Below are 18,999 nucleotides of genomic sequence, written 5' to 3' on the forward strand. Positions count from 1 at the left end.
CGGGGCTGCCCTCACCCTTTTCCCTGAAAAATGGACATCACCATGACCTGTAAAACCGCGTTCTTCTTCGATGAACTCTGCCTGTGGCACAGCGGCGGCCCCCATGTGCTGACCCTGCCGGTAGGCGGCTGGGTGCAACCGCCGTCCGCCGCCGGACACGCCGAATCACCGGAAACCAAGCGCCGCCTGAAAAGCCTGATGGACGTCTGCGGCCTGACCCGGCAACTGCAGGTGCGCAGCGCTCCACCGGCCAGCGAAACGGACCTGCTGCGGGTGCACCCGGCCGACTACCTGCAACGCTTCAAGGCCCTGAGCGATGCCGGCGGCGGCCACCTGGGGGATGAAGCACCGGTGGGCCCGGGCAGCTATGAAATCGCCAAGCTGTCCGCCGGTCTGGCCCTGGCCGCGGTGGACGCGGTGCTCAGTGGCGAAGCCGACAATGCCTATGCCCTGTCGCGGCCACCGGGACACCACTGCAGCGCCGACCAGGCCATGGGCTTCTGCTTCCTGGCCAACATCGCCATCGCCATCGAAGCCGCCAAGGCCCGCCACGGACTGGCCAAGGTGGCAGTCATCGACTGGGACGTGCACCACGGCAACGGCACCCAGTCGATCTTCGAGGAACGGGCCGACGTACTGACCCTGTCCCTGCACCAGGACGGCTGCTTTCCGCCGGGTTACGGCGGTGAACACGAACGCGGGCGCGGCGCCGGCCTGGGCTGCAACATCAACGTCCCGCTGCTGCCCGGTGGCGGCCATGACGCCTACCTGTACGCCATGCGACAGATCGTGGTGCCGGCCCTGGAGCGCTTCGAACCCGAGCTGATCATCGTTGCCTGCGGCTATGACGCCAACGCCGTGGACCCGCTGGCGCGGATGCTGCTGCACAGCGATTCGTTCCGCGAGATGACCCAGTGCCTGCGCGACGCCGCCGAGCGCCTGTGCCAGGGGCGCCTGGTGCTGGTGCATGAAGGTGGCTACTCCGAGGCCTACGTGCCGTTTTGCGGGCTGGCGACCCTGGAGGCACTGTCGGGCATCCGTACTGCGGTCCAGGACCCGATGCTGGAATTCGTCCGCCAGCAGCAGCCCAAACCGGACTTCGCGGCCTTTCAGCGCCAGTTGCTGGACCGTCAAGCCGCGGCCATAGCGGCTGCCGCTGGCTGACCCGCCCGGCTTCCTGGCGGGGCTGATGTTCAGCGGCGTGACGCCGGGCATCAGCCACCGCCTGCCTTCCCCCTGCCTGACAACCCCTTCTCCGCATCCTCGCGCCACTGGGTGGCGAGCGGCGCCGCTTGAGCGGCGTGCGCGGCCCGATGCCGATGCCCGGCCGCCGCTCCTCGCCCGGCCGCCTTGTGTACGACCACGGCACATTCGCTCTGACGATGGCCAAAGGTTTTCTATTCTCTCCTCAATAACCTGACCCACAGGTCCGATTCCTCGCCGTTCACCCCTGGAAGAACCCTCGCGTGCTGCAGCAACGCGCCCTTGCCTTCGGGAGCGGGTGTGTCGCGCGCCGGGGCCTGTCCGTCTGCTTGCCCGCCCTCCCCGATTGTCAGGATTTGCCACTGATCGGGGGCTTGCCTATCCGCTGAGACAAAGGAGATGTCCATGGACCGCAAGACCCAGCAATACCTCGACGAAATCTACTTCTGGCAGAAGGCTCGCGCGCGCCTGTTGGAACTCGCGGCACAATTGCGCGAACCTCCCCCTGGCCCGCTGGAACCGGCGCTGGCGAATCCCGCCAAGGAGCCGCTGGACGATCTGTTGCACAGCTGCGGCCTCGACGCGCTGCGTCGCGGCTCCGAACAGGCGGCGCCAGCCGACCCCGGGGCCGCCGGGAGCACGCCGCCGACGGATACGGCGGACTGAAACCGCGCGGGCAACGCCCCGGCTATGACGACTTTCGCGCCCGGGCCTCACTGGGGGTCAGCTGATAACGGGCCTTGAACGCCCGGGCAAAGTGCGCCTGGCTGGCAAAGCCATGGCGATAGGCAATCTCGCTGATGTCCAGGCCCGCTCCCTGGGGGCTGCCCAGCAGTTGGCGGGCCAGGTGCAGGCGTTTTTCCAGGATGAAGCGGCTGGGCAGCGTGCCTTCCAGGGCAAACAGCCGGGCCAGATGCCGGGGGGAGATACCGGTCTGGGCCGCCACCCGCTCGCAACTCAGGGACGGGTCGGCCAGTTGCTCCTGGATGCACTGTTTGGCGGCCAGCAGATAGGCCCCGCTCAAGGCGTTGATCGGCCGCTCGCCCACTTGCCCGGCAATCAGGCTGGCCAGCAGTTCGAAGGCCTGTTCCTGGTAGGCCTCGGCCTCGCCACACAGTGGCTGCTGGAAGAAGGCCCGGGTACGTTCGCCCAGGGTGCGCAGCAGCAGGCGCTGCACGCCGCTGTGCACACCGATCTTCAGGGGCCGGTCGAAACGTTTCAGGCAGCGCTCGGCGAACTGCACCTGGGGGATGTCGAAGATGAACTGGCGCATCGCCCCGGAGAAGCCGAACAGGTAGGGCTTGTCGGTGCGATAGACCACCAGCTCGCCCGGCTCCAGCACCTGGCAGGCGCCATCCTGATAGAAGAACGAGCCGCTGCCGCTGACCAGGGAGACGAAGATCGACTCCTTGGGCACGCCGCGGATCATCGAGCTGTCGCGCTCCACCACATGCTGGTTGCCGACGATGCAGGCCAGGCGCATGGCGCTCAGTTGCAGGTTGTCCTGGCGCGCGCGAAAGCCGCTCTCGGCGTAGGAATTGCACTTGAGGCCCACCAGGGTGCTGGCGTTGTAGTCCTCCCAGAACCTCAGGCGTTGATCCAGTTCGACGGCCTGGGTGCTGGCGTGTCGGGTTTCGAGCAAGGCGCATGGAGACATTGTTGTTCTTCTCATGGGCGGCGGGATATTCCCCGGACGGCAAGGCCGCGTCCGGGCACCAGGGACCGCATGATCTGCGGCTCGCGGCCATTCATTAACATCTGAACTATATGCGCTGTCAACTTGAAACGCAGTGACAGCCGTTCGCCGGAACGAGCTCATCCCATCGCTGTTTGCGCTGGGAAAAATCCCCGTCCGAAACAGACAACAAACCGGTCCGATTCGATCAAACCGGCCCTTACCCGTGGGCCTAAAGTCGCCTCAGTCATCCCCATGACGCCCCCTATAACAACAATCGAGGTCGACCATGCCTGAAGCCGCCACCCGTGAATTCTGGAAAGACCTGCAGCCCATCGCCGACTGCTTCAAGCCCGACGCCAAGCCCGAGGTCTACCTGCCCAACGCCGCCAGCGACGACCTGAGCCTGTACGTGCCCTTCACCGACACCGTGTCGTCGCGACCGCTGTGGATTTCCCCCAGCGAGAACCGCTGGTGCGACATCCTCATGGCCCGCAGCGCCGGGCTGGTCAACCGCCACTACCACCCCCACGAAGTCTTCGCCTACACCCTGTCCGGCAAGTGGGGCTACCTGGAGCACGAATGGACGGCCAGCGCCGGGGATTTTGTCTACGAAACCCCGGGCGAAGGCCACACCCTGGTGGCCTATGAACACGAGCAGCCGATGCGGGTGTTCTTCATCGTCAAGGGCCCGCTGATCTGGCTCGACCAACAAGGCGAGCCGGACGGCTATTTCGATGTGCACTCCTACATCGCCCTGTGCCGCGAACACTACGAAAAGATCGGCCTCGGCGCGGCCCATATCGACACCCTGTTTCGCTGACCTGGGCCGCTCACACCTCCTTTGGAGAACCACCATGGCTTATAAAAACAACAAGGCCAGTTACGAGAACACCTTGCTCGGGGTGCTGTTCCTGACCTTCGGCTTTGTCTTTTTCGATCGTCTGGCGCTGTCCTTCCTGTTTCCGTTCATGGCCGACGAACTGCAACTGAGCAACCGCCACCTGGGCATGCTGTCGTCGGTGCTGGCCCTGGCCTGGGCCGTGTCCGGGGCCCTGGTGGGCGCCTGGTCGGACCGCCGCGGGGTGCGCAAGCCGCTGCTGATCGTCGCGGTGCTGCTGTTTTCCCTGTGCTCGGCCCTGTCCGGGCTGGTCACCGGCTTCCTCAGCCTGCTGCTGTTTCGCGCCATCATGGGCCTGGCGGAAGGACCGATCCTGCCGCTCTCGCAATCCTTGATGGTCGAGGCCTCCTCGCCCCAGCGTCGGGGCTTGAACATGGGTCTGCTGCAAGGCTCGGCCGCCGGTTTGCTGGGGGCGGTGATCGGCCCGCCGGTGCTGATCGGCCTGGCCGAAGCCTATGGCTGGCGCCACGCCTTTATCGTCTCGCTGCTTCCCGGGCTGCTGATTGCCCTGCTGATCTGGCGCTACGTGCAAGCCGACCGCCCCCACCGCGAGCCTCGCGTCGAGGTGGTAGCGGGCAACGGCGGCGGGCATCGGCTGGCTCTTTTGAAAAGCCGCAACATCGTGCTCTGCACCCTGATCAGCTGCGTGTTCCTGACCTGGTTCATCATTCTGATTTCCTTCACCCCGACCTTTCTGGTCAAGGTCCGCGACTACAGCCCGGCCAGCATGGGCACGGTGATGAGCTGCCTGGGCGGCGCCTGGGTGCTGTGGGGCTTCGGCGTGCCGGCGATCTCCGACCGCATCGGCCGACGCCCGACCCTGGTGCTGTTCTCGCTGATCGCCGCCTGCTGCCCGATCGCCCTGCTCTACGCGTCTTCGCCGTGGATGCTCGGGGTCCTGATGCTGCTGACCTACACCGGCCTGGGCTGCTTCACCCTGTTCATGGCCACCATTCCGGCAGAGACCGTGCCCCGTGAAGTCATGGCCACCGCCCTGGGCCTGATCATGGGCATCGGTGAACTGGTGGGCGGCTTCGTCGCCCCGACCATCGCCGGGTTCGCCGCCGACCGCTTCGGCCTGTCCATCGTCATGTGGATGTCCTGTGGCGGTGCCCTGCTGGCAGCGGTACTGGCGCTGTTCCTCAAGGAAACCGCTCCCGCCGTGCTGGCGCGACAACAACGCCAGCACGCCAGCGCCTCTTCTGTCCTGCAAGGAAACCAGCCATGAAAGCACTGCAATGGCACGCCGCCCGCGACCTGCGCCTGAGCCAGGTGCAACTGCGCCAACCCGGCCCCGGGGAAGTCCTGCTGCAGGTGGCCTACTGCGGTATCTGCGGCAGCGACCTGCATGAATACGCCGATGGGCCGCACTCGATTCCCCAGCACGAGGTCCATCCGCTGTCCGGCTGTCGGGCGCCACTGACCCTGGGCCATGAGTTCTGCGGTCAGGTCACGGCCCTGGGCCCCGACGTCGACCCGAGCCTGCTGGGGCAGCGGGTGGCGGTGGAGCCGGAGTACCGCTGCGGCGAATGCCAGTACTGCCGCATCGGCCAGTACAACCTCTGTGAATCCATGGGTTTTATCGGCCTGATGGGCGACGGCGGTTTTGCCGAGCAGGCGCTGGTGCCCGCCTACATGCTGCACCGCCTGCCGGCGGGCGTGAGCTTCAAGCAAGCGGCGGTGCTGGAGCCGGCGGCGGTGGCCTACCACGCCCTGAACCAGAGCAGCCTGATGGCCGGCGACAGTTGCGTGGTGTTTGGCCTCGGGCCCATCGGCCTGCTGCTGATCCTGCTGGCCCGGCTGCGGGGCGTGGAGCGCATCTACGCCGTGGACCTGGACCCCGAGCGCCGGCGCCTGGCCCTGGAGCTCGGCGCTTCGGCTGCCCTGGACGGCCGCGATCCGCACCTGCAGGAGCGCCTGCGGCAACTGAGCGCTGGCGGCCTCGACACCGCCTTCGAGGCCGCCGGCAGCCAGCAGACCCTGAGCCATGCCCTGCATTGCCTGCGCAAGGGCGGTGAAGCGGTACTGGTGGGCCTGATGGGCCAGGTGCAATTCGATGCCTTTTATCTGGTGAACAACGAACTGCGCCTGCTCAGCAGCGTCGGCTACCGCCAGGTGTATCCCGAACTGATCGAGCTGCTGGCCAGCGGACGCCTGGACCTGTCCCGGGTGGTGACCCGCTGCCTGGCCCTGGAGCAGGCGGTGGAACAGGGCTTTGAGGCGCTGTTGCAAGACAAGAGTCAGATCAAGGTGCTGGTCAACCCGACGCCGGCCCTGGCCGAGGCCTGACCCATCGGCTTCAACACTCAAGACAAAAACAACAAGAAACGAGTACCTGACATGAATGTTTCCTATGCGCTGTGCCCGCTGTTGGCCGCCTTGCTGCTGCCCCTGGATTGCCTTGCCGATACGCCGCCCGCAACCCGTAGCGGGCCGCTGTCCGGGCTGGGCGACTACTTGGCCGACCAGGGCATCACGCCCCATGTGCAGTTTCTCAGCCTGGCGATGAAGAACCTCGACACCGGCCCCCGCCCCCACAGCTTTGGCAACAGCGGCGATCTGTTCGTCGGCGCCGATATCGACCTTGGGACCTTGGCCGGGCTCGACGGCGCGGCCCTGCACGTCGAACAGACCCTGTTCATCCTCGACCAGCAGACCGGCGTGCCCACTTCGCGCAACTGGCAGGGCGCCGCCGGCAGCTACTTTGGCGGCGCGCCGATCCACAATGACCTCACCAGCAACCAGCTGAGCCTTTTGACCTACCAGCAGACCTGGCTCGACGGCCGGGTCGACCTGAGCCTGGGGCGGACCAACGCCCGGCACTACTTCTATATCTACAACTGTGAAAGCACCATCACCTGCAACGACCCGATCATCGATTCGTCCACCGGCATCCTGCCGCCGCCCTACGGCAGTTGGGGCGGCTACCTGAAGTACCGGCTGACGCCCCAGTGGTACCTGCACGGCGGCGCCTTCGAATCCAACCCGGTGGACTACCTGAAGGAGCGCAAGGGCCTGGACTTCAGTACCGACGACGCCAGCGGCACCAGCCTGCTGCTGGGCATCGGCAGCCGGAATCAAGAGGCCTACAGCGCCCACTACGAGCTCAACGGCTACTACAACACCGCCAAGCAGGTGGACCCGCTGACCGGGGCCACGGCCTTCGGCACGGGCGGCGCCTTCTTCAAGTTCCAGCAGGCGCTGTGGCGCGCCGACGCCGGCACCGGCACTGCGCCCCAGGCTCTACTGTTGTTCGGCTCGCTGTCGGCGGCGGCCGACGACAAGCAGCCCTTCAGCCAGTTCGCCGAAGCCGGGCTGAGCTATCTGGCGCCCTTCGACCGGCCCCAGGACAAGCTCAACCTCAAGGCCAGCTACCTGCGCCTCAACGATCACCAGCTGCGTTTCCAGCAACAGGCCCGCACCGCCAACGGCGGCGACCCGCGTCTGGGCGAGCGCAATGTCTACGCCCTGGAAGCCAACGCCCATATCGCCCTGACCCGGCAACTGGCCCTGGAGCCCAGCGTCCAGTACCTGATCAACCCAGACAATTTCTACAACCCCGAGGCCCGCGAGCTGAGCGGCAACGGCTTTGTCGTCGGCCTGCAAGTGACCCTCGACGTCGGCTCGCTGCTGGGGCTGTGAGATGGATTTCTGTGACTGCCCAAAGAGGTATCCCCATGACTGAACACACCACGCAAACCTTCGACTACATCGTGGTCGGCGCCGGCTCCGCCGGTTGCGTGCTGGCCAACCGGCTGTCCGCCGATCCCAAGGTCCAGGTGTGCCTGATTGAGGCCGGGCCCAGTGACCGCACCTTGCTGCCGGCCGCCTATGTGCGCACCCCGGCGGGGATCATCCGCCTGATCGCCAACCCGCGCTGGAACTGGATGCACCGGTTCAGCCCACAGGCCAGCAGTGGCGATGTGCCGATCCCCTGCCCCCGTGGCCGGGTCTGGGGCGGCTCCAGCGCGATCAACGGCATGATCTATATCCGCGGCCATCGCCAGGATTTCGACCGCTGGGCCGCCGCCGGCAACCAGGGCTGGAGCCACGACGAGCTGCTGCCCTACTTCAAGCGTTCGGAGCATTTCGAACCGGGCGCCTCGCCGTGGCACGGCCAGCACGGCGAGCTCAACGTCGCCGAACAGCGCAGCCCGAGCCCGGTCAACCAGGTGTTCTATGACGCGGCCACGGAGCTGGGCTGGAACTACAACCCGGACTTCAACGGCCCGGAACAGGAAGGCTTCGGGCCCTTCCATGTCACCCAGATCAACGGCGAACGCTGCAGCGCGGCCCGGGCCTTCCTGCACCCGATCCTGCAGCGGCCGAACCTGAGCGTGCTGAGCAGCACCCTGACCCATCGGGTGCTGCTGCAAGGCACTCGCGCCAGCGGCGTGGAAATCAGCCACAACGGCCAGGTCCGGCAGGTGCAGGCGCGCCGCGAAGTGATCCTCTGCGCCGGGGCGATCAACTCGCCGCAGTTGCTGCTGCTCTCCGGCATCGGCCCGGCGGAGGAACTCAAGCCCCATGGCATCCTGCCGCGTCACCCGTTGCCGGGGGTCGGCCTGAACCTGCAGGACCACCAGGACATCGTGCTGATGTACCGCAGCGATCCCGAGCTGGGCTATGGCCTTTCGCCCAAGGGCCTGCTGCCCCTGGCCCGTTCGCCCTGGCAGTACCTGACCCGGCGCCAGGGCCCGCTGACCTCCAACACCGTCGAGTCCGGGGCCTTCCTGCGCCTTACGCCCGAAGACCCGGTGCCGGAACTGGGGCTGATCGTCGCCCCGGCCCTGAAGAACCAGCCCCAGCGCCTGATCCCGGTGGGCCATGGCATCAGCCTGCATGTGGCGGTGATGCACCCGCAAAGCCGCGGCCGGGTGCGCCTGAACTCCGCCGACCCGCACGACAAACCGCTGATCGAGGCCAACTTCCTCAGCCACCCGGAGGACCTGCGCAAACTGGTGGCCGGCTTGCGCCTGGTGCGCCAGCTGGCGGCGACCCGGGCCTTCTCCCAGCGCCTCAAGGGCGAGCTGGTGCCCGGCCCGCAGGTGCAGAGCCAGGAACAGATCGAGCAATGGATCCGCCAGCACCTGGGCACGGTGTTCCACCCGGTGGGCAGCTGCAAGATGGGCCATGACGAACTGGCGGTGGTCGACGATCAACTGCGGGTCCACGGCCTGCAGGGGCTGCGGGTGGCGGACGCCTCGATCATGCCGAGCCTGATCACCGGCAACACCAACGCGGCGGCAATCATGATCGGCGAAAAGGCCGCGGACCTGTTGCTGGGAGCGGCCAAGGCGCAACCCTGCGCCGAGCCCCAGGACCAGGCTTGCGTCTGATGCCGGGGCTCAGGGGCGCTTGGGTGCCTCGGCGCTCCAGAGCACCGGCCAGTCTTCGTAGCCCAGGCCACTGCAGGTGGGCATGCGCCGATAGTCGGTGAGCTGGAAGGCCTGGCCGTCGAAGTGCCAACTGGCCATTTCACCGCAGTCGCCCATCCCGCGGCCCATGAGGAAACTGCTGAGCTCGCCGGTCTCGGGGTAATAATTGAGGCCCCCGGCATGGTCGACGCTGCCGTCCGACAATGCCTGAATCTGCAGGGGTTGCAGCCCATAGGGCGCCGTGCGCGACCGGCTGCTGATATCGAACAGGCAGATATAGGCGCCGCAGTCGGAAAACTCGAACACCAGCGCCTGCTGCGCGGTCAGGGGATAGACCTCGATCCTCGGTGGCATGACGTAGTCGTCGGCGTCTTCGGTCTTTGCCGGCGGCAAGGTTTTGCGCACCGCCGCCAGCAGCCCGCTGCGCTCTCGGGCACTGAGGGGCGTCACCCCGGGATAGGGCCGCAATGCCTTGGCCGCCTGGACCCTGGGCACCGCGCTGGCCGGCTGTTCGCCGGGCGCCGCCAGGGCGCTGACCGTGCCCTGGCGCTGCTGCACCTGGTCCACCCGTTGCAGCAAATCCGGCAACCCCTTGAGCAGCACCTGGGCCGGCTCCTCTCCCGGCAGTTCCAGCACCTGCCCGGCCCGCAGCCGCGCCAGCCATTGCCGGGCCAGCGCCTGATCGTCAACCCGGTAGTACTGTTGTTCACGGGTGCTGTCGGGGGCTTCCTCTTCCTGGACCAGCGCCGCCAGCAGGCCGGGTTCCAGCGGCTGGCCATCCAGGCGCAATGCACCGGGTTCCAATGGCGCGCCCTGGTGCTCCAGTTGCAGTTGCAGCAGGCCCTCGGGGCCGGCCTGGCTGCGGATTTTCAGGGTCAGGTGGTTGACCCGCTCGGCAAAGTCGATGTTCGGCGCGTAGAGCAGTTGGCAATCGCGGCGGTTGTCGCACGCGCCGATCCAGCCCTCCTGCTGCAACCACAGCGGCGTCAGCTCCGGCAGCTCCCGGGCCAGGCACGGCAAGGCGCCAAGCACCAGCAGGGGCAACACAACGGTACGCAGCATGACGACGCTCCTTGTCGGGCAAAGGCGCGGATTCTGCCACGCCCGCCAGGCGGCGAATACCGCCAGGGTCAGTTGCCTGGGCGCGGCTCCATGGCATCAGCCCTGCCCCAGCGATCAGGCACCCGGTGCATTTGCGCCAGGGGCAGGCGCCTGCCCCTGGCGCAAGCGGTATTCCCCCGGCGCGGTCTTGGCGTAACGCTGGAAAAACCGGCTGAAATAGGCCGGGTCCTTGAAGCCCAGCTGGTAGCAGATTTCATTCACCGAACTGGCAGTGAACAGCAGCAAACGCTTGGATTCCTGCATCAGGCGTTCATACACCAGGCGCTTGGACGGCAGGTCGGCGATGCGTCGGCAGACGTCGTTGAGCCGCGCTTCGGTGACCCCCAGGGTGCTGGCGTAGCGCGCCAGGGGCCAGTGCTCCAGATAGCGGGCCTCGATCAGTTCGTTGAAGCGATGGAAGATCTGCAGGTCTTCATGCCGTGCCGGACGGGCCTTGAGGGAATTGGCCGACAGCCTGAGCAGGCTGATCATCAGCAGCCGGGTCAGGGCTTCCAGGGCCGGCTCGCGTCCCGCGTCCTGTCCGGCGATTTCCTCCTGCAACTCCTGGAACAGGCACTCCAGGCGCCGCACCTCGCCGGCGAACTGCGGCCCCAGCCGCGCCAGGGCCACGCAGGCCGGTGGCACCAGCGGCGCCGGCGCCAGGGCCGGGTCGGCGCCGATCAGTTCCCACACCAGTTGCTGGCGCACGGTGAGCACGTGGCCCTCGCTGTCGGCCTCGGTGACGAAGGCGTGGGGAATGGTCGGCGGAGTGAGAAAGAACATCGGCCCAGACTCCAGGTACTGCTGGTCGTCCAGATAAACCCGCACCGCGCCGCTTTGCACGTAATGCACCTGAAAGAAGCGGTCGTGGCGATGCACCGGCATGTTGCGGCCGAAGAAGCCGGCGAGATTGCTCAGCTTGTCGTAGTGCACCTGGGCATCGGCGTAGCGCTGATCGTAGACCTGGCCGATGTTGATATTGGGAATGGGTTGACGTGGGTTCATGGCACCCTTCTGTTTTTTATTTTTTCAGCACGCAGAGCGTTGGCATCCTGCGCGATTCGCGGCGTGCCCGCCAGGGCACGAGGCAATCGATCAGGCTGGCGCTTGACGATCGTTAACATATTAAATATAACGTTAATACATTAACGAACTCGACCCGCCAGCGGCAAGCCGCCACGGGAACCAACACCAGGAGAGCCCGATGAGCCGTGCACTGAACGATCACGCCGGCGGCACCCTGTTCGGCGTTGCGCTGAACTACCAGGGGTTGCTGCAGAGCCATCTGCAAAGCTTCACCCAGCCGCCCTACCAGAAGCCTCCGGTGAAACCGGTGCTGTTCATCAAGACCCCCAACACCCGCAATTCCCATGAAGCGCCCGTGGTCTTCCCCAAGGACGTCCAACGCCTGCAACCGGGCCCGGCCCTGGGGGTGGTGATCGGCAAGCGTGCCAGCCGGGTGAGCCTGGAAAACGCCCTGGAGCATTTGGCCGGCTACACCATCGTCAACGAGTTCAGCCTGCCGGAAGACAGCTACTACCGCCCCGCGGTCAAGGCCAAGTGCCGCGACGGCTACTGCGCCATCGGCCCGCAACTGGTGCCGGCCGCCCAGATCAGCGATCCCCACGACCTGAGCCTGGAGCTGTTCGTCAACGGCGAGCGGGTGCAGCACAACAGCACCGCCAATCTGGTGCGCAGCATTCCCCAGCTGATTGCCGAAATCAGCGAGTTCATGACCCTGCACCCCGGCGACGTGCTGATCACCGGCACTCCCGAAGGCCGGGTCGATGTGCGCCCCGGCGACCGGGTCGAAGTGCAGATCAGCGGCCTGGGCCGTCTGGCCAACAGCATCGTTGCCGAATAAGGAACCGACATGAAACATGCACGCATTCGTTATCAGGGTCAGGTCCACCAGGCCCTGGTCACCGGCCCCAACACCCTGCAACTGGAAGACGGCCGAGTTCTCGCCGAAGACCAGGTGCAGTGGCTGCCCCCGGCCATCGGGACCATGTTCGCCCTGGGCCTGAACTACGCCGATCACGCCGCCGAGCTGGCCTTCACGCCGCCCACCGAGCCCCTGGTGTTCATCAAGTCGCCGGGCACCTACACCGGGCACAAGCAGGTGACCTGGCGCCCGGACAACGTCGCTTATATGCACTACGAGTGCGAGCTGGTGGCGGTGATCGGCAAGACCGCGCGCAACGTCAAGCGCGAGGAGGCCCTGGACTACCTGGCCGGCTACACCCTGTGCAACGACTACGCGATCCGCGATTACCTGGAGAACTACTACCGGCCCAACCTACGGGTGAAGAACCGCGACGCCACCACCCCGGTCGGCCCGTGGATCATCGATGCCGCCGAGGTGCCGGAACCCAACAAGCTGACCCTGCGCACCTGGGTCAACGGCGAGCTGCGCCAGCAAGGCAGCACCGCCGACATGATCTTCGACATCCCCTACCTGATCGAATACCTGTCCAGCTTCATGACCCTGCAACCGGGGGACATGATCGCCACCGGCACCCCCGAAGGCCTCAGTGATGTAGTGCCCGGCGATGAGGTGGTGGTGGAAATCGAAGGCGTCGGCCGGCTGGTCAACCGCATCGTCAGCGAAAGCGAATTCTTCGCCCACTACGCCCAACCAGAACCCACCGCTGCGGCCAAGGAGCACGCATAAATGATCAAGCACTGGATCAACGGCCGCGAAGTCGAAAGCCGTGAAGTCTTCACCAACTACAACCCCGCCACCGGTGAAGCCATTGGCGAGGTGGCCAGCGGCGGCGCCGAGGAAATCGCCCAGGCCGTGGCCGCGGCCAAGGAAGCTTTCCCGAAATGGGCCAATACCCCAGCCAAGGAGCGCGCCCGGCTGATGCGCCGCCTGGGCGCGCTGATCGAAGAGAACGTGCCGCATCTGGCAGAGCTGGAAACCCTGGACACCGGCCTGCCGATCCACCAGACCCGCAACGTGCTGATTCCCCGGGCCTCGCACAACTTCGATTTCTTCGCCGAGGTCTGCACCCGCATGGATGGCCACAGCTATCCGGTGGACGACCAGATGCTCAACTACACCCTGTACCAGCCGGTGGGCGTGTGCGCCCTGGTGTCGCCATGGAACGTGCCGTTCATGACCGCCACCTGGAAGACCGCGCCGTGCCTGGCCCTGGGCAACACCGCGGTGCTGAAGATGAGCGAACTGTCGCCGCTGACCGCCAACGAGCTGGGTCGGCTGGCGCTGGAAGCCGGGATTCCCGCCGGGGTGCTGAACATCGTCCAGGGCTACGGCGCCACTGCCGGCGATGCCCTGGTGCGCCACCCGGACGTGCGGGCGATTTCCTTCACCGGCGGCACCGCCACCGGCAAGAAGATCATGCAGACCGCCGGCCTGAAGAAGTACTCCATGGAACTGGGCGGCAAGTCACCGGTGCTGATCTTCGAGGACGCCGACCTGGAGCGGGCCCTGGACGCCGCGCTGTTCACCATCTTTTCCCTGAACGGCGAACGCTGCACCGCCGGTAGCCGGATCTTCATCCAGGAAAGCGTCTACCCGCAGTTCGTCAAGGAATTCGCCGCCCGGGCCAAGCGCCTGATCGTCGGTGATCCGCAGGACCCCAAGACCCAGGTCGGCTCGATGATCACCCAGGCCCACTACGACAAGGTCACCGGCTACATCCGCATCGGCCTGGAAGAAGGCGCGACCCTGCTGGCCGGCGGCCTGGAACGCCCGGCCAACCTGCCGGCGCACCTGGCTCGCGGGCAGTTCATCCAGCCCACGGTGTTCGCCGACGTGGACAACAAGATGCGCATCGCCCAGGAAGAGATCTTCGGCCCGGTGGTGTGCCTGATCCCGTTCAAGGACGAGGCCCAGGCCCTGCAACTGGCCAACGATACCGAGTACGGCCTGGCCTCCTACATCTGGACCCAGGACATCGGCAAGGCCCATCGCCTGGCCCAGGGCATCGAGGCCGGCATGGTGTTCATCAACAGCCAGAACGTGCGCGACCTGCGCCAGCCCTTCGGTGGGGTCAAGGGCTCGGGCACCGGCCGCGAAGGCGGCGAATACAGCTTCGAAGTGTTTGCTGAGATCAAGAACGTCTGCCTCTCCATGGGCAGCCATCACATCCCGCGCTGGGGCGTGTAAGGTTTAGCACCGTCCCGGATCACGCCAACAAGAAGATGTTTCAGGAGAAGCACCATGGGCGAAGTCGTCATGGCCGCCAAGGTCTGCCACGTTCCATCGATGTACCTGTCCGAACTGCCGGGCAAGCACCACGGCTGCCGCGAGGCGGCCATTGCCGGGCACAAGGAAATTGCTCTCCGCGCCCGGGCGCTGGGGGCCGACACCGCGGTGGTGTTCGATGTGCACTGGCTGGTCAACAGCGGCTACCACATCAACTGTGGTGAAGCCTTCAACGGCACCTACACCAGCAACGAGCTGCCGCATTTCATCAAGAACATGACCTACGACTACCAGGGCTGCCCGGAGCTGGGGGAACTGATCGCCGCCGAGGCCAACGCCGCCGACGTGCGCACCCTGGCCCACAACATCCCCAGCCTGGAGCTGGAGTACGGGACCCTGGTGCCGATGCGCTACATGCATATGGACGTGCCCGCCGCCGAGCACTTCAAGGTGGTATCGATCGCCGCCTGGTGCGCCTGGCACAAGCTGGAAGACAGCTTCACCTTCGGCGCCGCGGTGCGCCGGGCCATCGAAAAGAGCGAGCGCAAGGTCCTGGTGCTGGCGTCCGGCTCGCTGTCCCATCGTTTTTCCAACGACCGCGAAGCCGAAGCCAACATCCACAACTGGACCCGGGAGTTCGACAAGCAGGTGGACCAGCGGGTGGTGGAACTGTGGCAGCAAGGTCGCTATCGCGAGTTCTGCGCCATGCTCCCGGACTACGCCACCAGCTGTCACGGCGAGGGCGGCATGCACGACACGGCGATGCTCCTCGGGCTCTTGGGCGGACCTGACTACAACCGTCCGGCCGAGATCATCACGCCGCTGTTCGGCAGCTCCGGCACCGGGCAGATCAACGCCATCTTCTAGAAGCAGCGGCAAGTTTCCAGCTACAAGCTGCAAGACCACATCGACAGCAGCGGCAAGTCGCCAATCTACAGCCACAAGAGAACCCTCTTGCAGCTTGTAGCTTGCCGCTTGCCGCTGCCTCCGAAGGAGGCCTCCGTGCCGCATTTCATCGCTGAGTACACCGACAACATCGAACAGGCCGCCGATCTGCCGGGGCTGTTCACCAAGGTTCATGACTACCTGGGCGCCACTGGGGTGTTTCCCCTGGGTGGCATTCGCAGCCGCGGGGTACGCCTGGACACCTGGCGCATGGCCGACGGCAAGCACGACTACGCCTTTGTCCATATGCGCCTGCAAGTGGGTGCCGGGCGCGACCTGGCGACCCGACGACAAGTGGCCGAAGGGCTGTTCGAGATCATCAAGGCGCACTTCGCCACGCTGCAGGCCCAGCGCTTGCTGGCCCTGTCGTTCGAGATGAGCGAGCTGGATGCCGAGCTGAACTTCAAGCACAACAACGTGCATGAGTTTTTGCGCGGACAGGCCTGAGCATTGTGCCGGCCCTTTCGCCGGCAAGCCGGCTCCTACACAACGTCCATGCAACCCGTAGGAGCTGGCTTGCCAGCGAACAGGCCCGCAAGCCAGGCGCCAGCCCTGAGTCCGCCTTCGCCGGCAAGCCGACCCACACAAGAACAATAACGAGATCTCCCCATGTCCCATCCCGCAATCGCCAAGGCTCCTGTGGCCGAGGTCAACGACTGCTATCGCAAGATCACCTGGCGGCTGATGCCACTGTTGTTCGTCTGCTACATCTTCGCCCACCTGGACCGGATCAATATCGGCTTCGCCAAGTTGCAGATGACCCAGGACCTGGGCTTCAGCGACAGCGTCTACGGCCTCGGCGCCGGGCTGTTCTTCGTCGCCTATGCGCTGTTCGGCGTGCCCAGCAACCTGGCCCTGGAACGGGTCGGCCCACGGCGCTGGATCGCCTTGCTGATGCTGGTCTGGGGCCTGCTGTCCAGTGCCCTGATGCTGGTGGACAGCGCCTGGGGCTTCTACGTGCTGCGCTTTCTGCTGGGGGTCGCCGAGGCGGGGTTCTTCCCCGGCATCCTGGTGCTGCTCAACCGCTGGTTCCCGGCCAGCCGCCGCGGTCAGGTCACCGCGCTGTTCGCCATTGCCGTGCCCATGGCCGGGGTGATTGGCGGGCCGCTGTCGGGGTGGATCCTGGAAAGCTTCCACGACATCGGCGGCCTGCGCGGCTGGCAGTGGATGTTCCTGATCGAAGGCTTGCCGGTGGTGTTGCTGGGGCTGGTGGTGCTCAAGGCCCTGCCGGAAAGCATCGAACAGGTGGACTGGCTGACCCCGGCGCAGAAAGCCCGGCTGCTGCAGGCCCTGCAACAGGAAGAACAGCGCAAATCCATCACCCGCTTCAGCGGCATCCTCAAGGAGCGCCATGTCTGGCTGCTGGTGTGCATCTACTTCGCGGTGATGCTGGCGGTGAACACCATCGCCTTCTGGATGCCGACCCTGATCCACCACGCCGGCATCGCCCGGGACAGCAATGTCGGCCTGCTCAGCGCCCTGCCCTATCTGGCCGGCTGCCTGTTCATGCTCGGCGTTGGCCGTTCCTCGGACCGCCTGCGCGAACGCCGCTGGCATTTGGCGATACCGCTGCTGATGTCCAGCCTCGGCCTGATCCTCACCGGGCTGGCCCCGGGCGATCCGTGGCTGGTGATGTTCGGCCTGCTGGTGGCGGGCATGGGCGCCAGCGCCGCGCTGCCGATGTTCTGGCAATTGCCGCCGGCCTTTCTGGCCAGCAGCACCCAGGCCGCGGGCATTGCCCTGATCAGTTCCTTCGGCAGTGTGGCCGCCTTCCTTGCCCCCTACCTGATCGGCGTGGTGCGTGATGCCACGCAAAGCGCCAGCCTCGCCCTCTATGCCCTGGCCCTGCTGATCGCCCTCGGTGCCTGGCTGGTACTGCGGGTGCCAGCCCATATCGTCAACCCTCGGGAGAAATAACCATGCTCAGCACCTCGGATATCCAAGAAGCCGCCGCGCGCCTCGACGCCGCCGAACGCAGCCGCGAACAGATCGGCCAGCTGTCCCTGCAATACCCCGACATCAGCATCGAGGATGCCTACGCCATCCAGCGCCGTTGGGTGGAGCAGAAGATCCGCGACGGGCGCAAGCTGGTGGGCCACAAGATCGGCCTGACGTCGCGGGCGATGCAGGTGTCGTCGAACATCACCGAGCCGGATTTCGGCGCCCTGCTGGACGACATGCTGTTCGATGAAGGCACGGACATTCCCTTTCAGCGCTTTATCGTGCCGCGGGTCGAGGTGGAGCTGGCGTTCATCCTCGGCAAGCCCTTGAAAGGCCCCCACTGCACGCTGTTCGATGTGCTGGACGCCACCGACTGGGTGATCCCGGCGCTGGAAATCATCGACGCGCGCATCCAGCAGGTGGACCCGCAGACCCAGGCCACGCGCAAGGTGTTCGACACCATTTCCGACAACGCCGCCAACGCCGGGGTGGTGATGGGCGGCCGCGCCGTGCGCCCTGGTGATGTGGACCTGCGCAAGGTGCCGGCGGTGCTCTACCGCAATGGCGTGATCGAGGAGTCCGGAGTCTCTGCCGCGGTACTCAACCACCCGGCCAAGGGCGTGGCCTGGCTGGCCAACAAGCTCGCGGCCTACGACGTCGTCCTGGAGGCCGGGCAGATCATTCTCGGCGGCTCCTTTACCCGCCCGGTGGCGGCCCGTCCCGGGGATGTCTTCCACGTCGACTACGATCAGTTGGGCAGCATCGCCTGCCGCTTTGTCTGAGGAGACAGCCATGGACATGCCCCTGAACCTGTTCAAACAACGCCTGCAGCACAGCGAACCGCAGATCGGCCTGTGGCTGGGGTTGGCCGACGGCTACTGCGCCGAGCTGGCGGCCAACGCCGGTTTCGACTGGCTGCTGCTGGACGGCGAACACGCCCCCAACGACCTGCGCAGCCTGCTGGCGCAGTTGCAGGCCATCGCCCCCTACGCCGCCCAGGGCATCATCCGCCCACCGATCGGCGATACCGCGCTGATCAAGCAACTGCTGGACATCGGCGCCCAGACCCTGCTGATTCCCATGGTGGAAAGCGCCGAGCAGGCGCGCCAACTGGTGCGCGCCATGCACTATCCGCCGCAGGGAGTGCGTGGCGTGGGCAGCGCCCTGGCCCGGGCGTCGCGCTGGAACAGCATCGCCGACTACCTGGACCGGGCCGATGAACAGATGTGCCTGCTGGTGCAGGTCGAGAACCTCGAAGGTCTGCGCAACCTGGATGAAATCCTCGCGGTGGACGGCGTCGATGGCGTGTTCATCGGCCCGGCGGACCTGTCCGCGGCCATGGGCCAGCGGGGCAACCCCGGGCACCCAGAGGTGGTGGCGGCGATTGAAGACGCCATCGTGCGCATACGTCGAGCGGGCAAGGCGGCGGGGATTCTCAGCGCCGATCAGCGCCTGGCCCGGCGTTGCATCGAGCTGGGGGCGAACTTCGTGGCCGTGGGAGTGGATACCACGGTATTGATGAAGGGCTTGCAGAGCCTGGTCGGGCAGTACAAGACCCTGGACGCCCCCACCCGCGACGGCGGGGTCTACTGAAGAGCGCAGGCTGTAGGATCGGTACACACCGCCCCTCCCCAGGCCAGCCGCAAGGCCGCCGTCAGATTTTGCCTTTGATCTGGCTTTT

18 protein-coding genes are annotated in these 18,999 nt (G+C 66.0%); 15 read left to right on the forward strand and 3 right to left on the reverse strand.

The window, feature by feature from the left end; genetic code table 11:
• Window positions 1-42: 42 nt before the first annotated feature.
• Complete coding sequence (locus GWQ44_RS09005) at window positions 43-1,164, forward strand: class II histone deacetylase (RefSeq protein ID WP_275927082.1); 1,122 nt, start codon at window positions 43-45, stop codon at window positions 1,162-1,164.
• A 444-nt stretch (window positions 1,165-1,608) separates the two neighbouring features.
• Window positions 1,609-1,869: a hypothetical protein gene (locus GWQ44_RS09010; protein WP_047304795.1), complete on the forward strand. Its 261-nt coding sequence runs from the start codon at window positions 1,609-1,611 to the stop codon at window positions 1,867-1,869.
• A gap of 22 nt (window positions 1,870-1,891) precedes the next feature.
• On the opposite strand, the gene GWQ44_RS09015 is transcribed toward GWQ44_RS09010, so the two are convergent.
• Complete coding sequence (locus GWQ44_RS09015; RefSeq protein WP_103741163.1) at window positions 1,892-2,860, reverse strand: AraC family transcriptional regulator; 969 nt, start codon at window positions 2,858-2,860, stop codon at window positions 1,892-1,894.
• 307 nt (window positions 2,861-3,167) lie between these two features.
• Between GWQ44_RS09015 and GWQ44_RS09020 the strand changes: the two genes are divergently transcribed.
• Genes GWQ44_RS09020 through GWQ44_RS09040 form a run of 5 tightly spaced genes read left to right on the forward strand, consistent with a single transcriptional unit; the run spans window position 3,168 to window position 9,118 of the window.
• Window positions 3,168-3,701, forward strand: coding sequence for a 2,4'-dihydroxyacetophenone dioxygenase family protein (locus tag GWQ44_RS09020; RefSeq protein ID WP_016963327.1), 534 nt, complete (start codon window positions 3,168-3,170; stop codon window positions 3,699-3,701).
• 34 nt (window positions 3,702-3,735) lie between these two features.
• Complete coding sequence (locus GWQ44_RS09025; RefSeq protein WP_275927083.1) at window positions 3,736-5,007, forward strand: MFS transporter; 1,272 nt, start codon at window positions 3,736-3,738, stop codon at window positions 5,005-5,007.
• Window positions 5,004-6,068, forward strand: coding sequence for a 2,3-butanediol dehydrogenase (locus GWQ44_RS09030; protein WP_275927084.1), 1,065 nt, complete (start codon window positions 5,004-5,006; stop codon window positions 6,066-6,068). The genes GWQ44_RS09025 and GWQ44_RS09030 overlap by 4 nt, the downstream gene beginning before the upstream one ends.
• Window positions 6,069-6,119: 51 nt before the next feature.
• Window positions 6,120-7,421 carry a carbohydrate porin gene (locus tag GWQ44_RS09035; protein WP_275927085.1) on the forward strand — a complete coding sequence of 434 codons (1,302 nt, stop codon included), beginning with the start codon at window positions 6,120-6,122 and terminating at the stop codon, window positions 7,419-7,421.
• A gap of 35 nt (window positions 7,422-7,456) precedes the next feature.
• On the forward strand, window positions 7,457-9,118 hold the full coding sequence (locus GWQ44_RS09040; RefSeq protein ID WP_275927086.1) for a GMC family oxidoreductase N-terminal domain-containing protein: 1,662 nt from the start codon (window positions 7,457-7,459) through the stop codon (window positions 9,116-9,118).
• A 9-nt stretch (window positions 9,119-9,127) separates the two neighbouring features.
• Here the strand turns inward: GWQ44_RS09040 and GWQ44_RS09045 are convergent, their stop codons facing one another.
• Both GWQ44_RS09045 and hpaA read right to left on the reverse strand, forming a co-directional pair.
• Window positions 9,128-10,219 carry a DUF1176 domain-containing protein gene (locus GWQ44_RS09045; protein ID WP_275927087.1) on the reverse strand — a complete coding sequence of 364 codons (1,092 nt, stop codon included), beginning with the start codon at window positions 10,217-10,219 and terminating at the stop codon, window positions 9,128-9,130.
• A gap of 114 nt (window positions 10,220-10,333) precedes the next feature.
• The gene (gene hpaA, locus GWQ44_RS09050) at window positions 10,334-11,263 is read right to left on the reverse strand and encodes a 4-hydroxyphenylacetate catabolism regulatory protein HpaA (RefSeq protein WP_275927088.1); all 930 of its coding nucleotides are present in this window, start codon (window positions 11,261-11,263) and stop codon (window positions 10,334-10,336) included.
• A gap of 199 nt (window positions 11,264-11,462) precedes the next feature.
• On the opposite strand from hpaA, the gene GWQ44_RS09055 reads away from it, so the two are divergent.
• From GWQ44_RS09055 to hpaI, 8 genes are all read left to right on the forward strand, one after another.
• Complete coding sequence (locus tag GWQ44_RS09055; RefSeq protein WP_275927089.1) at window positions 11,463-12,122, forward strand: fumarylacetoacetate hydrolase family protein; 660 nt, start codon at window positions 11,463-11,465, stop codon at window positions 12,120-12,122.
• Window positions 12,123-12,131: 9 nt separating this feature from the next.
• Entirely contained in the window at window positions 12,132-12,932 is an 801-nt protein-coding gene (locus tag GWQ44_RS09060; protein WP_275927090.1) for a fumarylacetoacetate hydrolase family protein, read from the forward strand.
• Window positions 12,933-14,393, forward strand: coding sequence for a 5-carboxymethyl-2-hydroxymuconate semialdehyde dehydrogenase (hpaE, locus tag GWQ44_RS09065; protein WP_275927091.1), 1,461 nt, complete (start codon window positions 12,933-12,935; stop codon window positions 14,391-14,393).
• Between the two features lie 54 nt (window positions 14,394-14,447).
• Entirely contained in the window at window positions 14,448-15,299 is an 852-nt protein-coding gene (hpaD, locus tag GWQ44_RS09070) for a 3,4-dihydroxyphenylacetate 2,3-dioxygenase (RefSeq protein ID WP_275927092.1), read from the forward strand.
• A 135-nt stretch (window positions 15,300-15,434) separates the two neighbouring features.
• Complete coding sequence (locus GWQ44_RS09075) at window positions 15,435-15,824, forward strand: 5-carboxymethyl-2-hydroxymuconate isomerase (RefSeq protein WP_275927093.1); 390 nt, start codon at window positions 15,435-15,437, stop codon at window positions 15,822-15,824.
• Between the two features lie 162 nt (window positions 15,825-15,986).
• Window positions 15,987-17,294, forward strand: a complete 1,308-nt coding sequence (locus GWQ44_RS09080) for an MFS transporter (RefSeq protein WP_275927094.1) — start codon at window positions 15,987-15,989, stop codon at window positions 17,292-17,294.
• Window positions 17,295-17,296: 2 nt separating this feature from the next.
• The gene (gene hpaH / locus GWQ44_RS09085; RefSeq protein WP_275927095.1) at window positions 17,297-18,100 is read left to right on the forward strand and encodes a 2-oxo-hept-4-ene-1,7-dioate hydratase; all 804 of its coding nucleotides are present in this window, start codon (window positions 17,297-17,299) and stop codon (window positions 18,098-18,100) included.
• Window positions 18,101-18,110: 10 nt separating this feature from the next.
• Window positions 18,111-18,911 (forward strand): 4-hydroxy-2-oxoheptanedioate aldolase, encoded by an 801-nt coding sequence (gene hpaI, locus GWQ44_RS09090; RefSeq protein WP_047304809.1) that lies wholly within the window; start codon window positions 18,111-18,113, stop codon window positions 18,909-18,911.
• The last annotated feature ends 88 nt before the right edge of the window (window positions 18,912-18,999 follow it).

It is taken from the genome of Pseudomonas sp. 3MA1 (assembly GCF_029237275.1).
GTDB lineage: Bacteria > Pseudomonadota > Gammaproteobacteria > Pseudomonadales > Pseudomonadaceae > Aquipseudomonas > Aquipseudomonas fluorescens_AP.

What these genes read in the sequence shown, in the direction of transcription:
- GWQ44_RS09005 (WP_275927082.1), top strand. Translation starts at nt 43, where the DNA reads ATGACCTGTAAAACCGCGTTCTTCTTCGATGAACTCTGCCTGTGGCAC.
- GWQ44_RS09010 (WP_047304795.1), top strand. Translation starts at nt 1,609, where the DNA reads ATGGACCGCAAGACCCAGCAATACCTCGACGAAATCTACTTCTGGCAG.
- GWQ44_RS09015 (WP_103741163.1), bottom strand. Translation starts at nt 2,860, where the DNA reads ATGTCTCCATGCGCCTTGCTCGAAACCCGACACGCCAGCACCCAGGCC.
- GWQ44_RS09020 (WP_016963327.1), top strand. Translation starts at nt 3,168, where the DNA reads ATGCCTGAAGCCGCCACCCGTGAATTCTGGAAAGACCTGCAGCCCATC.
- GWQ44_RS09025 (WP_275927083.1), top strand. Translation starts at nt 3,736, where the DNA reads ATGGCTTATAAAAACAACAAGGCCAGTTACGAGAACACCTTGCTCGGG.
- GWQ44_RS09030 (WP_275927084.1), top strand. Translation starts at nt 5,004, where the DNA reads ATGAAAGCACTGCAATGGCACGCCGCCCGCGACCTGCGCCTGAGCCAG.
- GWQ44_RS09035 (WP_275927085.1), top strand. Translation starts at nt 6,120, where the DNA reads ATGAATGTTTCCTATGCGCTGTGCCCGCTGTTGGCCGCCTTGCTGCTG.
- GWQ44_RS09040 (WP_275927086.1), top strand. Translation starts at nt 7,457, where the DNA reads ATGACTGAACACACCACGCAAACCTTCGACTACATCGTGGTCGGCGCC.
- GWQ44_RS09045 (WP_275927087.1), bottom strand. Translation starts at nt 10,219, where the DNA reads ATGCTGCGTACCGTTGTGTTGCCCCTGCTGGTGCTTGGCGCCTTGCCG.
- hpaA (WP_275927088.1), bottom strand. Translation starts at nt 11,263, where the DNA reads ATGAACCCACGTCAACCCATTCCCAATATCAACATCGGCCAGGTCTAC.
- GWQ44_RS09055 (WP_275927089.1), top strand. Translation starts at nt 11,463, where the DNA reads ATGAGCCGTGCACTGAACGATCACGCCGGCGGCACCCTGTTCGGCGTT.
- GWQ44_RS09060 (WP_275927090.1), top strand. Translation starts at nt 12,132, where the DNA reads ATGAAACATGCACGCATTCGTTATCAGGGTCAGGTCCACCAGGCCCTG.
- hpaE (WP_275927091.1), top strand. Translation starts at nt 12,933, where the DNA reads ATGATCAAGCACTGGATCAACGGCCGCGAAGTCGAAAGCCGTGAAGTC.
- hpaD (WP_275927092.1), top strand. Translation starts at nt 14,448, where the DNA reads ATGGGCGAAGTCGTCATGGCCGCCAAGGTCTGCCACGTTCCATCGATG.
- GWQ44_RS09080 (WP_275927094.1), top strand. Translation starts at nt 15,987, where the DNA reads ATGTCCCATCCCGCAATCGCCAAGGCTCCTGTGGCCGAGGTCAACGAC.
- hpaH (WP_275927095.1), top strand. Translation starts at nt 17,297, where the DNA reads ATGCTCAGCACCTCGGATATCCAAGAAGCCGCCGCGCGCCTCGACGCC.
- hpaI (WP_047304809.1), top strand. Translation starts at nt 18,111, where the DNA reads ATGGACATGCCCCTGAACCTGTTCAAACAACGCCTGCAGCACAGCGAA.